Origin of the sequence: Halocynthiibacter sp. SDUM655004 (assembly GCF_026015885.1) — a bacterium.
GTDB lineage: Bacteria > Pseudomonadota > Alphaproteobacteria > Rhodobacterales > Rhodobacteraceae > Falsihalocynthiibacter > Falsihalocynthiibacter halioticoli.
Genome location: NZ_JAPDUG010000001.1, coordinates 944,179 through 959,345, shown reverse-complemented (window position 1 = coordinate 959,345; position 15,167 = coordinate 944,179). Strand labels below are relative to the sequence as shown.

The window sequence follows — 15,167 nt, the reverse complement described above, 5'->3', positions numbered from 1 at the left end:
CTTCGTAAAAAACTAGTTCCAAATAGGCCGCTCAGCTTACAGGGTCAATTGCTTGCACTTGCATTATTAAGGCGCAACACGCAAAACATGCTAAAAAACGCCAATTGAACAGATTGATAGGAATTTCGACCGCCATGCGCATCCTTCGGCATTATTTGACCCTCTTCCTTTTCGTGCTTCTTCCGTTTTCTTTTGCGCTGTCTGCGCAGACCGCCAATGCACAACAAGCTTCTTGGATCCAGATTGAAGCACACCCCTCCCTGAACGAGGCTCAGGTCCGTGCGCAGGCGTTTGCCGGTGCGTTTGATAACGTAAACGGGTTTCGCTCCAACTCGGGTTGGTATGTCATTGCGCTCGGCCCCTATGATGCCGTGACCGCTGAAAACGAACTGCAACGCCTTGCCGTTGAAAACCTTATTCCCGCCGACAGCTATCTCGTGACGAGCGACCGTTTCACGCAACAATACTGGCCGATTGGCGCGAACCGACTGGACGATACCGTTGTGGCACTCCCTGTTCCGGAAAGCAGCCTGACCGAAACCGATCCTGTCACCTCACTCACCTACCTTCCCGACGAAACGCCACGCGAAGCGCGCGCGTCAGAGCGCCTTCTGTCACGCGAAGCCAAGATGGAGCTTCAGCGCGCGATGCAATGGGAAGGGTTCTATAACGCGGCAATCGACGGTGATTTCGGCCGCGGTACCCGCAATGCAATGGCACTTTACCAACGCGCAAAGGGGTATGACGAGACAGGCATCCTCACCACGCGCCAACGCGCCGAACTGCTTGAGAACTACAACGCGATCCTGAGCAGCCTTGGCATGGAAGCCTATACCGACACAAAAGCGGGCATCACCATCCGTCTACCGATGGCGATGGTAGAGTTTGATGGTTATGAGGCACCATTTGCCCATTTCACGCCCACAACAGATGATGGCGTTCGCGTCTCTCTCATCTCGCAATACGGCGATCAAGCAACGCTCTTTGGTCTTTACGAAATCATGCAAACGCTTGAAATCGTGCCGTTGAACGGCGAGCGCGAGCGCAACCAAAACAGCTTCACCCTAACAGGTGAAAACAACGACATCAGCTCCTATACATACGCCACGCTCGCGGGCGGCACGATCAAGGGCTTTACCCTTGTTTGGCCCGCCGGAGACAGCAAGCGGATGGAACGAGTCGTATCCTCGATGCGCGCGAGCTTTACCCCGAATGACAGCATCGCACTTGATGATATGGCCAGCGATGGTGATGCGCCCCAAAGTGTCGATCTCCTCGCAGGGCTGGAAATCCGTAAACCCAAGAGCGCGCGCTCAGGGTTTTATCTGGATGGCAGCGGACACATCCTCACAACAACAGAAGCCGTCGCTCAGTGCAGCAAAATAACCGTTGAAGACGGCATCGAAGCCACAATTGCCTTTAGCGACGAAGCGCTTGGAATTTCCGTTCTGAAGCCGCAAGAGCCTGTTGCGCCAATTGCTTACGCACAATTCGCCGAAGCCGCCCCGCGCCTCAACTCTGATGTTGCTGTTGCAGGTTTCTCTTTCGGCGGAGCGCTGGACGCGCCAACACTGACATTCGGCAAACTCTCGGATGTAAAAGGTCTTAACGGCGAGCCAAACCTCCAGCGCCTCGCCATGTCGCCGCTTCCTGGTGATGCGGGTGGCCCTGTGGTCAACGCTGCGGGTTCTGTGATCGGGATGCTTCAACCGAATGAAGCCCGTGACGGCCGCAGCTTGCCAAACAGCGTAAGCTTCTCTTCGGCGAGTGACGCAATTACCGAAGCCTTGCGCGCCAATGGAATCAAAGTTTCAAAAGCCAATGGCGAAACTGCGCTGCATCCACTGGACCTTACAACGATTGCCTCTGACATGACCGTATTGGTGGCATGCTGGGAGTAATGCCAAATAGGCAATTCTAATATCGACAGGCGCGGCTTTGGTCGCGCCTTTTTTGTTGGCGTTTCCGCTTAGGGTGTTGGTATCAGGCGCGCCAGAACTTGACTGTGAAGATGACGAACACAGCCATAATCTCGAGCCGACCGAGCAGCATCCCTCCGACAAGTAACCATTTCGGCGTATCATCAAGTGAGCCGAAATTTCCTGCGGGGCCGATAATATCGCCAAGGCCAGGACCGACATTGGCGATCGCCGTCGCCGCACCAGAAACAGAAGTTACAAAGTCGAGGCCCGTGAGCGCGAGCAAAACCGCTAGGACACCCAAGCTCACGATGAAAAACACAAAGAAGCTCATCACCGATGCCAAAACATCTTCGCCCACGGTGCGTCCGTCGTAGCGCGGCATAAACACGCCGCTCGGAGAGTGGATCTTGCGAATTTGTGCGCGGATCGAGGCAAACAAAAGCTGATAGCGGAAGATTTTGACTGAACAACAGGTTGACCCCGCGCAGCCCCCGATCAGCCCCATAAAGAAGAAAATAACAACCGGAAACGCGCCCCAAGTTTGATAATCAACACTGGCGTATCCGGTGCCCGACAGGATCGAACTGGTGTTAAACACGATCTCGCGGAAGGGCATGTTGTCTACGGTGCTGGTAAACAGGTGATAGAACGACAAGATCGCAACCAGCCCGAAGATCACAAGCAAAAACGCCCTGATTTGTGTGTCTCGCCAGATCGGCATCGCCGTACCGCTGATGAGCTGAACATAGCGCACGAACGGCAAACTGGCCAAAATCATGAATACCGACGCAATATATTCCGCAGGGCCGGAAAACGCCCCGAACGAGGCATCATGGGTTGAAAAGCCCCCCGTTGAAAGGGTCGTCAGCGCATGGTTGAGCGCGTCAAAGGGCGTCATGCCGACCGCCACATAACTAAGAAAACAAGCGAGCGTCAGCCCCACATAGATCGCCATAATCCGCGAGGCAATCTCCGCCGCACGCGGCAGGATTTTACCCAATGTATCAAAGGCTTCGGAGCGGAAAATCTGCATACCACCAACCCGAAGCTCAGGTAGAAACACCATGGCCACAACGATGATACCCACACCACCAAACCACTGAAGCATGCTGCGCCACAGCAGCAATCCGCGCGGAAGCTGGTCAAGGCCGGAAAACACGGTGGAACCTGTTGTTGTGAGGCCGGATGTTGCCTCAAAAAACGCATCAACATACCGCGCCTCGGTTGCACCAAAATAAAACGGCAACGCGCCAAAGATCGGCAAGGCAACCCAAACACCGGTTGTGAGCAAAAAGGTCTGTTGAATCGAAAGCCCGCGCTGAACCCCGTTTACGCAGGCCAGCGCGATCAATCCGCCGGTCAGGCCGGTAATTACTGCGGACTCGAGGAAAACAGGCCAGTGTCCGTTGCCGTCATACATATCAAGGGCCATCGGGCCGAGCATCGTAAACGCAAGAGCCGTAACCAAAAGACCAATGACATAGCCGACAGGGCGAAGATCAAACATGCGCAACGCTTGGCTTTTCAACCCGCCCCTGTCAAGCATCCCGCGCGAAATCCGCAGGCATGGCGACTGGATACAACAGTTGCGTTGCCCATGCGCCCGCGCGCGCTAACCAACGTGGAACAACGTAGAAAACAGTTTAGGATCGATGCTTTCGGTGGAAAATGTCTCGCCCTCGGTCAAGATGCTAACCGCATCGTGGCTATGAAGGCTTTCCTGATGACTGGCGACAATCCGATAATCCAGAATGCGGGAATCGCCCTGCAATTGTTCGCTAAACAGCCGCGCGGCGTCTTCAACGAAAATCGGATTGGCAGCATTCAGTTCCGCGAAGGCCTGCTCGTCCTCGCGTTTGACCATGACCTGCGTTTCGGTCGGCACGGCGGTGCGGCACAGGTCGATTATATCCTCAAACCAAAGCCGCGGCTCGCTCGGGTTCACCAATACGGAAACACGCGCAACAGACCGCTGCGAATGCGGCGTGGCAAGCTGGTGGCGCACCTGTCTCGCATGCTCGGAAAGCTCCAACGAACACGGGCAAGTTGAGGAGTAGACATAGTCTAAATGTATGATTTTCTTGATATCTCCGGCAACGGAGACAAGCTCAAGCGCGAGGTCATAATATTGATACCCTTCCAGCTTTGACCGCAGGCTCTTGCGTTTCACAGGGAAGGAAAACCGCATCTGAATACGGGCGTCAAAACTCTCTAGGTCGGCTTTATAATCGGCGAGCGCGGCCTCGATTACGTCAAAGCTGAACACCCGCTCGGCATGCTTGTAAAATGTGCGCATGATGCGCGACATGTTGATGCCCTTTTTACCTGCATCTAGGCTGACCGTCCCCGTGACAGACGTTTCAATCGCAAGATCACCGCCCGCACGCGCCTGAAATCTGATCGGCAAGCGAAAGTTGGAGATGCCAACATGCTGGATCTGACGACGAGCGCCTCGGATCAGGCTCTCGGGGCCGTTCTGAAGGTCTGGAAGTGTAGCGCGATAGGCTTCATCAGCCGTAAACTCATCGGGGTAAGCCCTTGCCAAAGCGGGATAATTCTCAAGAGCCCGTTCGGGGAGCAACCGAGCAATCGCCGGATCAAGCTCGGCAATTTCTGTGGGCGTTGCCGCCTCGGCCCAAGCGCGCAACACAGCAAGCGCATCTTCTGCGTCTTGGCGTATCTGGCTTGCGTTCGCCTCTGTCTTTTTCATCTGATGGCCCTCTTCGCGCGTGACCAACATATAGGACGAACGGCGCGGGAAAACCAACCCCGCGCTGCTCTCTATTCAAACTGCCTCGAGTGCCTGCAGAATATCGTTGAGCAAATCCTGCGTGTCTTCGATGCCGACACTGATCCGCACAAGGCCTGGCGTGATGCCGAGCAACTCTTTCTGATCGTCTGGCAAACGCTGATGGGTTGTTGTTGCCGGATGTGTCACGATGCTCTTTGCATCCCCCAAATTATTGGAAATAATGCAAATCTCCAATGCATTAAGGAATGTAAACGCCGCTTCCTGACCGCCCTTGAGGTCGATCGAAAGTACAGTGCCACCCTTTTCAAACTGCGCCTTGGCAATCGCTTGGTGCGGGTGGCTTGCAAGGAATGGGAACAACACACGCTCAAGTTTGTCGTGGCCCTCAAGCGCCTCAGCAATGGCCTGCGCCGAAGCAGCCTGCGCGCGCACGCGAAGGTCAAGCGTTTCAAGCCCCTTAAGCATCACCCAAGCGTTGAACGGGCTCATGGAACCGCCAGTGTGCTTCATGTAAGCCTCAAGCGGGCCGCGGATGAATTCTTCGCGCCCGAGCACAACGCCGCCAAGGCAGCGCCCCTGACCGTCGATATGTTTGGTGGTGGAGTAAACGACCACATCCGCGCCAAGCTCCAGAGCACGCGAGAACACAGGCGTGGCAAACACATTATCGACCACAACCAGCGCGTCGCTCTCATGCGCAATCTCAGAAACCGATTTTAAATCAACAACTTCAAGTGTTGGGTTCGAGACAGATTCAAGGAACACAACCGCCGTATCAGGACGGATCGCCGCGCGCCATTGCTCGATGTCAGCACCATCTACAAAGGTGATTTCAACGCCAAAACGTGCAAGGATTTCTTCGAGAATATAGAGACAAGACCCAAAGAGCGCGCGCGCAGAAACCACGTGATCGCCAGCCTTGAGAACCGACATGAGCGCGCCGTTTACTGCGGCCATACCGCTTGCTGTTGCGAAGGCGTCCTCTGCCCCCTCAATTGCCGCGATGCGATCTTCGAACATCCGCACGGTCGGGTTGCCGTAGCGGGCGTAAATAAACTCGTCTTCGCCTGTCTCGATAAACCGCGCTTCTGCGGCTTCAGCGGAGTCATAGACAAAGCCTTGCGTCAAAAAGATCGACTCGGAAACTTCGCCGTATTGGCTGCGTCGGCTTCCCGAATGCACCATCTTGGTGCGGGCGTTCCAGTCTTTGCTCATCGTCTTAACCTTTGTTAATGCGCATTCCATGTTCTCGACGTCCGGTCGCCAAAAACAAAAAAAACCCACCGCAAAAGAAGCGAGGGGTCACGTCCCAAACCTCTTTAGCGGCATATTTAATGTGGCCCGCAATCCGGAGAACAAATCGCCACGGGGCAATCCATAGGCCGCAGCCGCCCAAACGTCAACCGAAACCGCGCAAACACGGCGCTGACATTTTTTCGTGAAGCGCCGCTGAGCCTCTTGTCATGCAGGGCTGATCTGCAATTATCCCGAAAAACCAGAAGGACATCCCGTGACACAACCGATCGAACTCTATTACTGGCCAACACCGAATGGCTGGAAAATCTCCATTGCGCTTGAGGAGATGGAACTTCCCTACAATCTGAACCTCGTCAATATCGGTGCCGGAGAGCAATTTGAGCCCGATTTCCTTAAAATCGCGCCGAACAACCGGATGCCGGCGATTATTGATCCAAACGGGCCAGATGGCGCTCCGATCTCTGTTTTTGAAAGCGGCGCAATCCTTCAGTACCTTGCGCGCAAGACCGGCAAATTCGGCGGCTCCACTGAGCGTGAAACTGTTGCAGTAACAGAATGGCTTATGTGGCAAATGGGCGGGCTTGGCCCGATGGCAGGGCAAGCGCATCACTTCCTGAAATACGCACCGGCAATGGATCCGCCCAACGACCTGCCCTATGCCAAAGATCGCTATCGCAATGAAACAGGTCGCCTTTATGGCGTGTTGAACAAGCGCCTAGCCGACAACGAATTTGTTGCCGGTGATTTCTATTCGATTGCAGATATGGCGATTTGGGGTTGGGCGAGCCTGTGGGAAGGCCAGCAACAAACCCTTGATGACAAGCCGCATTTGGCGCGCTGGCTTGAAACTGTCGGCAACAGGCCCGGGGTGGAGCGCGGACGTGCGCTTGCTGCGGAACAGCGGGGCGACTTCAAGAAAGACAAAGCCGCACAAGAATTGCTTTTCAAGCAAAAAGGTTAGTGGTTTCGGGCCGGATGCACGCAGCATCTGGCCCGATACCTCTTAGGACTCTGCTTCATCCTCGGGCACGGCATAGGTCTGCATCAGCTTGCCTTGCGACATGAAGAACAAGAACACCGCCGCCGTCAGGCCGAAGGTTTTGAAATTTACCCAAGCATCAGTGCTCATCAGCCGCCAAACAAGCTCGTTCGCAATAGCAAGACCAAGGAAGAACAGCGCAAGCCGCTTGGTCAGGATCATCCACCCTTCGGGCTGTAGCGGCATGACCTCTTCCATCACAAGCTGTAGGTAGCTTTGGCCGCGCAAAAGTCCAATTCCAAGCAACCCGCCAAAGAGCAGATAGATCATCGTCGGCTTCATCTTGAAGAACCGTTCGTCGTTTAGCCAAACTGACAGCCCCCCGAAAATCACGACAAGCACCGCCGTCATCAACTGCATTTTCGACAGCTTGCCGGTGAGCTTCCACATGATCGCGGTGGTCAAAAGGATCAGCGGTATGAACAACGCAGTGGCCACAATGAACCCCTCGTACTCCACACCACCGATGGTAAACACCCGTTCCTTAACGCGCCCGTAGAACACGAAGAACAGGATCACCGGCCCTAGCTCCAGCGCGAGTTTCAAAAACGGGTTGATCTTTTTCTCTTCCATGTACCTATCCGTTAAATTCCACCATAACCGCGCCAATCGCGATTAGAGCCATCAAAACGAGCCGCCTTGGCCCAACCTTTTCACCCAGTACAAGCCAGCCAATTAGGGCCGCAAATACTGTAGATGTTTCGCGCAGGACCGCCGCTTCGCCCACGTTATCAAGCCGCGTCGCCAGCATTATAGAGCCGAAGCTGAAATAGGCCACAAAGGCCCCGATCAGGCCCCGCCGCATGAGCGGTTTGAGGGCTGGCTTATTCTCCATCTTGCAATAGCGGTAATAGGCATAGGGCGGAATTGCCAGACCATCGATAAAGAAAAACCATGCTAAAAAGGTAAAAGGATTAGCCGTCGCGCGAATACCGTATGCATCGTAAGTGGTATATAAAGCCACGAAAAATCCTGTCCCGACTGCCATAAAAAGCGCGGGAACAAGCGTGTCGCGGTTTGTCTCTAGGAACATCAGGTTATAGAGCGCCAACCCGAAAATTCCTGAAAGCAATACCGCCACGCCCAGCCATTGCCCGCCCGTAAAGGTCTCGCCAAAAACAATGCCTGCTCCGATAACCGCAAACAGAGGCCCCGTGCCGCGCACGACCGGATAGACCACCGTATAGGCACCAAGCACATAGGTTTGAGCCTGCATCACCTTGTAACCCACGTGGATTACAAAGGCGCCTGCGAATATCGGCCACATATGAGGCTCGGGCCACGGCACAACAAAGAGTGCAAATGGCGCGGCGATCAAACCATAGTGAAAATCAATTGCGCCTCGGCTTAGCCACGGATCGTGCTCGCCCTTTTGTAGCGCGCCGAAGATCGCATGCAGAAAAGCAGCCAAAAGCGCGAGGCCAAGCGCAACGTTATGCCCCGTTGCTGTGCCCTCGATCGAGGTAATCCAATCGCTCAAGCGTCGGTCCCTGTGAGCGCCTTGGCAAATTCTTCAGGGTCAAAGGCATCAAGGTCGTCGATTTGCTCACCCACGCCAATAGCATGGATAGGCAATCCGAAACGATCCGCCAGCGCCACAAGAACGCCGCCCTTCGCTGTACCGTCAAGCTTGGTCATCACAAGGCCGGAGACATCGGCAAGTTTTTGGAAGGTATCGACTTGGTTGAGCGCGTTCTGCCCCGTTGTCGCGTCCAAAACCAACAGCGTGTTATGCGGCGCTGACGGGTCTTTCTTGCGGATCACGCGCACGATTTTTGCGAGTTCTTCCATAAGGTCAGCGCGATTTTGCAGGCGGCCAGCCGTATCGATCATCAAGAGGTCTGCGCCATCTTCCTCGGCCTTGGTCATCGCATCAAACGCGAGGCTTGCGGGGTCTGATCCTTCGGGAGCGGTCAGCACAGGCACATTGGCGCGTTCGCCCCAAACCTGAAGTTGCTCAACCGCTGCAGCACGGAAGGTATCGCCCGCCGCGATCACCACGTTTTTGCCCGCCGCGCGGAATTGGCTTGCGAGTTTGCCGATGGTCGTTGTTTTGCCGGAACCGTTGACGCCCACCACCAGAACAACCTGCGGTTTCTTGGGGTAGATCGGCAAAGGTTTGGCCACCGGCTCCATGATCCTCGTGATCTCGCTGGCCAGCAACTCTTTAATTTCACGACTGGAAAGCTTTTTGCCAAAGCGCCCTTCTGCCATATTTGCAGTAACACGCAGCGCCGTATCTACGCCCATATCGGCAGAGATCAGAAGCTCCTCAAGGCTCTCCAACATTTCGTCATCAAGCTCGCGGCGCGGCTCATTCGCTGGTGCGCTGCGCCCAAACAACCTCCCGACAAGGCCCAGCTTTTCTGGCGCGGGTGCGGGTTCTGGAGTTGGCGTGGCGGCAGGTTTGGAGATGGGCTTGGGCGTTGGCTCAACAGAGGGCTCGGGCTCGGGTGCTGCCTCTGGCTCCTGAGTTGGTTCAGGCTCCGGCTCTGGTGTGGGTACAGGTGCGGCCTCTTCAACCGCCTCTGGCGCGCGCTCTGGCTGTGCCTCAACCGGAGCGGCGTCCTCGATCGCAGGAACCTCTTCGGCCCCTTCGCTCACAATCGCGTCCAACCCTTCGTCAATCTTAGACGACGATTTTGTTAACTTGTTTTTGAGCTTCTTGAAAAACGACATAAACCTGCCCTGTATTGACCCTTTCCACCTAATCCACCTGCGCTAAAGATAAAAGGGGGAAGTGGCATTTCAGGTTTCCGCGGTGTTTAAATTTCCTCTGGAAAATGCTTCATCACAAGCCGGATCGGATTGGGCGCGGCCTGCCCCAAACCGCAAATTGATGCGTCTGCCATGGCCTCGCACAACTCCTCCAAGAGCGGCTTATTCCAGTCCTCTGCCTGCATAAGCTTCACCGCCTTTTCGCAGCCAACACGGCACGGCGTACATTGCCCACAACTTTCATCCTCGAAAAACCGCAGCATGTTAAGCGCGGCATCACGCGGGCGGTCCTTATCGGACAAGACCACAACAGCGGCAGAGCCAATAAACGTTCCGTGCTCATGCAAGGTATCAAAATCGAGCGGCACATCATCCAGAGTTGCGGGCAACAAACCCGAAGACGGCCCGCCCGGTTGATAAGCATGGAAACTGTGCCCGTCGGCCATGCCGCCAGCGGCTTCAATCACATCCAGAATCGTAGACCCTGCTGGAAGCTCGTACATTCCCGGATTGGCAACACGCCCCGAAACCGAATAGCTCCTCGGCCCTTTGCGGCCGTTCTTTTCGACACCCTGCCAAACCTCCGGACCATCGCGCAAAATCCGAGTGACCCAACATAGGGTTTCGACGTTTTGCACCAGCGTCGGGCGACCAAATATTCCAACCTGTGCCACGAAAGGCGGACGATGCCGTGGTAGGCCGCGCTTGCCTTCGATACTCTCGATCATCGCGCTTTCTTCGCCGCAGATATACGCGCCCGCCCCACGGCGCAGATCGATATATCCCTTCTGAATCAAACCGCTATCTTCAAGTTTTGAGATTTCCTCCAATAGCAGAAGACGCGCGGCGGGGTATTCATCCCGTAAATAGATAAAGAGCTTCTCTGCTTCGATTGCCCAAGCCGCGATCAGCGCACCTTCAAGGAAAAGATGCGGCTTCTCTTCGAGGAAGAAACGGTCTTTAAACGTGCCCGGCTCTCCCTCGTCTGCATTCACAGCGAGATACCTTGGCCCCTCTTCGGCCAGCACATATTGCAGTTTGCGCCCTGTTGGAAATCCTGCACCGCCAAGCCCGCGCAGCCCGCTTGAAAGAACGGTTTCAATGGCCTTTTCGCGCTCTCCTGAAGTGCGTAGGGCCTCTAAAGCAGAATATCCGCCAGCAGCGCTGTAGCCTGCGAAATCTTGATACTGTGGAATTTCAGCGTGGGTTTTCCCCGCTTCAACGGCGGCCATCACGTTCTCTGGCGTGGCCAAACACTGGTGATAATGGCCAACTTCCGCCACCGGCGCCAGATCACACCGCCCCATGCACGGCGCGCGCAGGACGCGGATTTTACGTGCGTCGCACCCTGCCTCAAGCGCCTTAAGCAACTGCTCCGCACCCGCCAGCTCACAGGAGAGACTATCACACACACGGATCGTCAAATCAGGTGGCGGTGTCTCTCCTTCGCGCACAATATCGAAATGCGCATAAAAGCTCGCAACCTCCTGCACCTCGGCCATAGAGAGCCGCATTTCTTCGGCCAAAGCCCGAAGATGCGCCGCGCTTAAATGACCGTAAGCATCTTGAATCAAATGCAGAAACTCGATCAACAGATCATGGCGGCGCGGGCGATCTTGTAAAAGCGCGCGCACCTCGGCATGGGCCTGATCATCAAGCTGACGCCCCTTTGGCGTGGCGCGCCCTTTGCCTTTTCCCGATTTCCAAACGCCCGATTTCTGGTCCAATGCGGCCTCCCTTGTTGCCGTCATTTTAGAGCGCGCATCGCCTGACACCACTCCAAATGCGACAAATCATTTCGCAGAAGCGTTTTTTCTGATGGCGATCCACAAAAAATGCGCCCTAGAACAAACTACCCTGATCCTCTGGCGGCGGCGTCTTTTTCGCTGGTTTCTTTTGCGGCTTCTTTTGTGGTGTTGAACCGCTTGTCGCCGTTCCTTTGCCAGTTTGCACGCGCCCGTCCTGAAACTGAATTTCGAGGCCAGCGGCAGCGTTTGCGGCATCTGCTGTTGTCACCAACCCACCCGCGTCATCGCGCACGACGGCATAGCCGCGCTTGAGCGTTTCGGTATAGCCAAGCGTTTGACGCATCCGTTCAAGGCTGTTCAGACGTTCCTTATGCGCAGCGACTTGTGATGACGCGAGCGCGGCAAACCGCCGATTAAGGCCATCCAATTTCTCGCGCGAGCGTTTAATATCACGGCGAATGACATCAGGCTGCAACCGCTGCTCTGCGCGGTTCAAACGATCCCGTCCCGTTGCAGTATTGCGCACAAGGCTTGGTCCAAGCCGCTTTGCCAGCTCGTTGCTGCGTTCTTCGAGGTGGGCAATGCGGCTGCGCAGAATGCGCGGGTGTAGGGGCGATGCCGTGCTTTGCAACTCAAGCCGTTTACCCTGCACCATTTTCTGGAGGTTTGGACCAAGTTGCAGGCTTGCGATGTCGAGCCGCTGTTTGGCGCTATCAAGCAGCGTTTCTGGCCGTGGCAAAGCGCGGGATACATCCGCAAGCCGCTGGCGCCGCAGTGTTGTGCCCTGTGACACGCCGCGCAGCAATCGCCCGCCAAGCGTATCCAGATGCGACATCAGATCCATCCGCACCGGAACGGCCATCTCCGCTGCCGCCGTTGGCGTTGGCGCGCGGCGGTCGGCGGCGAAATCTATAAGCGTCGTATCAGTTTCATGCCCCACAGCCGAAATAAGGGGGATTTCGCTTGCAGCAGCGGCACGCGCCACAACCTCTTCGTTAAAGCCCCAGAGATCTTCGATGGAGCCGCCGCCCCGTGCCACGATCAACAAATCCGGCCGAGGCATAGAGCCGCCGGGTGTCATGGCGTTAAAACCGTTGATCGCGGCGGCCACCTCGGGTGCACATTTCGCGCCTTGTACGGCAACGGGCCAAATCAGGACTTTGCGCGGGAATCGATCCCGCAGCCGGTGGAGAATATCACGGATCACCGCCCCGCTCGGCGAGGTCACAACGCCGATCACTTCAGGCAAATACGGCAACTCCCGCTTGCGTTCCGGCGCGAAGAGCCCTTCGGCTTCGAGCATTTTCTTGCGCTTTTCAAGCATCGCCATCAAAGCGCCCATACCTGCTGGCGCTATATCTTCGATCACCATCTGATATTTGCTCTGCCCGCCAAAGGTGGTGAGCTTACCCGTGGCAACAACCTCCATCCCCTCTTCGGGCTGGGTTGCGAGCCGCGCGGAAACGCCCTTCCATATGACACCGGCAAGAACCGCGCGGTCATCCTTGAGATCAAGATAGATATGCCCAGATCGAGGGCGACTCACACGACCAACCTCGCCGCGCACCCGCACCCGCGAAAACGCACCTTCGATGGTACGTTTCACCGCGCCGGAAACCTCGGTAACGGTAAATTCCGGTGCGTTCTGGCCGGGTTCTGGATCGTCGATTAGGTCTGACATCTTTGCTCGCCTGTTTGCTCGCTTGTTTCTTGGTTGGAAGCACCTTAGAACGCCCAACAACAAAGGCCAAGCGGGGGACGCAATGAACATCCTTATTCTAGGCAGCGGCGGGCGCGAACATGCGCTGGCGTGGGCCATCAAACAAAACCCGAAATGTGATCGCCTTATTGTCGCGCCCGGAAATGCGGGCATTGCGATGCTGGCGGAATGCGCCGATCTTGATCCGTGCGATGGACCGGCCGTTGTCACATTCGCCGAAGCAAACGCAGTGGATTTCGTGGTCATCGGCCCCGAAGCGCCCCTTGCGGCAGGTGTTGCAGATGACCTACGCGGCGCGGGAATTCTCTGTTTCGGCCCTTCGGCCAAAGCCGCGCAGCTTGAGGCCTCCAAAAGCTTTACAAAGGAAATCTGCGATGCCTCCGGCGCGCCAACAGCGGCCTATGCGCATTTCACCGAAGCCGACGCCGCCAAAGCCTATATCGAAGAGCAAGGCGCACCGATTGTTGTTAAGGCAGACGGGCTTGCCGCAGGTAAGGGCGTTATCGTTGCCATGACCGAAGCCGACGCCCTTGCTGCGATTGACGATATGTTCTCTGGCGAGTTTGGCGCAGCGGGTGCGGAAGTCGTAATCGAGGAATTCATGACCGGCGAGGAAGCAAGCTGGTTCGTGCTCTGCGATGGCGAGAACGTTCTTCCCGTTGGTACGGCCCAAGACCACAAACGCGTTGGCGAAGGTGATACCGGCCCCAACACCGGCGGCATGGGCGCCTACTCTCCCGCCCCAGTGATGACCGATGCCGTGACGCAAAAAGCAATGGACGAGATCATCAAACCCACAGTGGCCGAAATGGCCAAGCGTGGGATGCCCTATCAGGGTGTCCTCTATGCGGGTTTCATGATCGAAAATGGCCAGCCCCGCCTTGTGGAATACAACGCACGGTTCGGCGATCCGGAGTGTCAGGTTTTGATGATGCGTCTTGGTGCACAGGCGCTTGACCTGTTGCTGGCTTGCGCCAAAGGCGAGCTCGACAAAGCACAGGCAAATTGGGCCAATGACCACGCGATGACGGTTGTTCTTGCCGCCGACGGGTATCCGGGCGCCTATGAAAAAGGCTCAGAGATCAAAGGGCTGGACGCACTTCCTGAAGATAGCTTCAACATGGTGTTCCACGCGGGCACCAAAGAAAGCGATGGGAAAATCCTTGCCAACGGCGGTCGTGTTTTGAACGTAACGGCACGGGGCAATTCGCTCAAAGATGCGCAGAAGCGGGCCTATGAGATGGTCGATCAGATTGACTGGCCCGAAGGGTTCTGCCGCCGCGATATTGGCTGGCGGGCACTCTGAGCAGAGGAATTAGAAATTACAATCAAGGGCGCGTTCAACGGATGCGCCCTTTTCATTTGGGCCGATGTCGCGCCGCTCTAGAGCATCGTCAATAAGGCGCGTGGCATAAATGCGCGACCAATCAGGCGACAGCGTAATCATCTCGACGACACCGCCACATGTTCTCACCCCGCCCGTGATGTAATCTTGGCCGATGCTGTGGTTTGTGTGGCCCGTTTGAGTTGCGACTTTCTCAAGTGCGCCATCTTGAAACCGCCAAACCGTGAGAACCCGCGCGAGATGCGGACGATCCACATAAGAGAGTTCAACCGCTCCGTCCCCATCCAAATCTGCAACGCCCACGGGCGCGAGCCATCGATTGGATTGGCCAATATGCGGCGTCTCTGTGATCTTGCCGTTTACGCCATAGATGGCGAGGGCAGCCCCTTGGCGCATATCGGTTTCAACAACGATGATTTCAGGCAACCCGTCACCATCCACGTCCGCCAGACGCGGGGCGATATCTTCGAACACATGATCTTGTGGAAGCGTAATGCGCAGGCGACGCGTTTTGCCGCCTTCCTGCACCGTGTATTCAAGCGCGCCATACTCAATGGCATCACCCAGAACCCCGTGCCCATATCGGCCCGTGGGGTCAACAAACTGCGCGGCAGTGATCTCTGCCCAAGCAGGCGCAGCCAAAGCCACCCCCACCAGAAATCCCAA

The 15,167-nt window shown here is 56.0% G+C and carries 12 protein-coding genes and 1 riboswitch; of the genes, 3 read left to right on the top strand and 9 right to left on the bottom strand.

The annotated features are described in order from the left end of the window. The first annotated feature begins 134 nt into the window (after window positions 1-134). A complete protein-coding gene (locus N9C89_RS04760) occupies window positions 135-1,901 on the top strand; it encodes a serine protease (protein WP_263952693.1) in 1,767 nt (588 codons plus the stop codon). Window positions 1,902-1,983: 82 nt separating this feature from the next. On the opposite strand, the gene N9C89_RS04755 is transcribed toward N9C89_RS04760, so the two are convergent. From N9C89_RS04755 to metZ, 3 genes are all read right to left on the bottom strand, one after another. Then, a complete protein-coding gene (locus N9C89_RS04755) occupies window positions 1,984-3,429 on the bottom strand; it encodes a TrkH family potassium uptake protein (protein WP_263952692.1) in 1,446 nt (481 codons plus the stop codon). A gap of 105 nt (window positions 3,430-3,534) precedes the next feature. Further along, window positions 3,535-4,632 carry a GTP cyclohydrolase FolE2 gene (folE2, locus tag N9C89_RS04750; RefSeq protein ID WP_263952691.1) on the bottom strand — a complete coding sequence of 366 codons (1,098 nt, stop codon included), beginning with the start codon at window positions 4,630-4,632 and terminating at the stop codon, window positions 3,535-3,537. A 75-nt stretch (window positions 4,633-4,707) separates the two neighbouring features. Continuing rightward, window positions 4,708-5,889 (bottom strand): O-succinylhomoserine sulfhydrylase, encoded by a 1,182-nt coding sequence (gene metZ, locus N9C89_RS04745; protein ID WP_263952690.1) that lies wholly within the window; start codon window positions 5,887-5,889, stop codon window positions 4,708-4,710. An 83-nt stretch (window positions 5,890-5,972) separates the two neighbouring features. Continuing rightward, a riboswitch (SAM riboswitch) is annotated at window positions 5,973-6,051 on the bottom strand. Between the two features lie 133 nt (window positions 6,052-6,184). Between metZ and N9C89_RS04740 the strand changes: the two genes are divergently transcribed. Continuing rightward, on the top strand, window positions 6,185-6,892 hold the full coding sequence (locus N9C89_RS04740; protein ID WP_263952689.1) for a glutathione S-transferase N-terminal domain-containing protein: 708 nt from the start codon (window positions 6,185-6,187) through the stop codon (window positions 6,890-6,892). A 42-nt stretch (window positions 6,893-6,934) separates the two neighbouring features. Here the strand turns inward: N9C89_RS04740 and N9C89_RS04735 are convergent, their stop codons facing one another. From N9C89_RS04735 to xseA, 5 genes are all read right to left on the bottom strand, one after another. Further along, the gene (locus N9C89_RS04735) at window positions 6,935-7,543 is read right to left on the bottom strand and encodes an inner membrane-spanning protein YciB (protein WP_263952688.1); all 609 of its coding nucleotides are present in this window, start codon (window positions 7,541-7,543) and stop codon (window positions 6,935-6,937) included. 4 nt (window positions 7,544-7,547) lie between these two features. Then, complete coding sequence (locus tag N9C89_RS04730; RefSeq protein WP_263952687.1) at window positions 7,548-8,450, bottom strand: DMT family transporter; 903 nt, start codon at window positions 8,448-8,450, stop codon at window positions 7,548-7,550. Further along, window positions 8,447-9,649, bottom strand: a complete 1,203-nt coding sequence (gene ftsY, locus N9C89_RS04725; RefSeq protein ID WP_263952686.1) for a signal recognition particle-docking protein FtsY — start codon at window positions 9,647-9,649, stop codon at window positions 8,447-8,449. Before ftsY ends, N9C89_RS04730 begins: the two co-directional genes overlap by 4 nt. An 86-nt stretch (window positions 9,650-9,735) precedes the next feature. Continuing rightward, a complete protein-coding gene (locus N9C89_RS04720; RefSeq protein WP_263952685.1) occupies window positions 9,736-11,439 on the bottom strand; it encodes an NAD(P)H-dependent oxidoreductase subunit E in 1,704 nt (567 codons plus the stop codon). A 91-nt stretch (window positions 11,440-11,530) separates the two neighbouring features. Further along, window positions 11,531-13,117: an exodeoxyribonuclease VII large subunit gene (gene xseA / locus N9C89_RS04715; RefSeq protein WP_263952684.1), complete on the bottom strand. Its 1,587-nt coding sequence runs from the start codon at window positions 13,115-13,117 to the stop codon at window positions 11,531-11,533. Between the two features lie 82 nt (window positions 13,118-13,199). Between xseA and purD the strand changes: the two genes are divergently transcribed. After that, on the top strand, window positions 13,200-14,462 hold the full coding sequence (purD, locus tag N9C89_RS04710; protein ID WP_263952683.1) for a phosphoribosylamine--glycine ligase: 1,263 nt from the start codon (window positions 13,200-13,202) through the stop codon (window positions 14,460-14,462). A 9-nt stretch (window positions 14,463-14,471) separates the two neighbouring features. On the opposite strand, the gene N9C89_RS04705 is transcribed toward purD, so the two are convergent. Then, window positions 14,472-15,149 carry a VCBS repeat-containing protein gene (locus tag N9C89_RS04705; protein WP_317134928.1) on the bottom strand — a complete coding sequence of 226 codons (678 nt, stop codon included), beginning with the start codon at window positions 15,147-15,149 and terminating at the stop codon, window positions 14,472-14,474. Window positions 15,150-15,167 lie beyond the last annotated feature (18 nt).

What these genes read in the sequence shown, in the direction of transcription:
- N9C89_RS04760 (WP_263952693.1), top strand. Translation starts at nt 135, where the DNA reads ATGCGCATCCTTCGGCATTATTTGACCCTCTTCCTTTTCGTGCTTCTT.
- N9C89_RS04755 (WP_263952692.1), bottom strand. Translation starts at nt 3,429, where the DNA reads ATGTTTGATCTTCGCCCTGTCGGCTATGTCATTGGTCTTTTGGTTACG.
- folE2 (WP_263952691.1), bottom strand. Translation starts at nt 4,632, where the DNA reads ATGAAAAAGACAGAGGCGAACGCAAGCCAGATACGCCAAGACGCAGAA.
- metZ (WP_263952690.1), bottom strand. Translation starts at nt 5,889, where the DNA reads ATGAGCAAAGACTGGAACGCCCGCACCAAGATGGTGCATTCGGGAAGC.
- N9C89_RS04735 (WP_263952688.1), bottom strand. Translation starts at nt 7,543, where the DNA reads ATGGAAGAGAAAAAGATCAACCCGTTTTTGAAACTCGCGCTGGAGCTA.
- ftsY (WP_263952686.1), bottom strand. Translation starts at nt 9,649, where the DNA reads ATGTCGTTTTTCAAGAAGCTCAAAAACAAGTTAACAAAATCGTCGTCT.
- N9C89_RS04720 (WP_263952685.1), bottom strand. Translation starts at nt 11,439, where the DNA reads ATGACGGCAACAAGGGAGGCCGCATTGGACCAGAAATCGGGCGTTTGG.
- xseA (WP_263952684.1), bottom strand. Translation starts at nt 13,117, where the DNA reads ATGTCAGACCTAATCGACGATCCAGAACCCGGCCAGAACGCACCGGAA.
- purD (WP_263952683.1), top strand. Translation starts at nt 13,200, where the DNA reads ATGAACATCCTTATTCTAGGCAGCGGCGGGCGCGAACATGCGCTGGCG.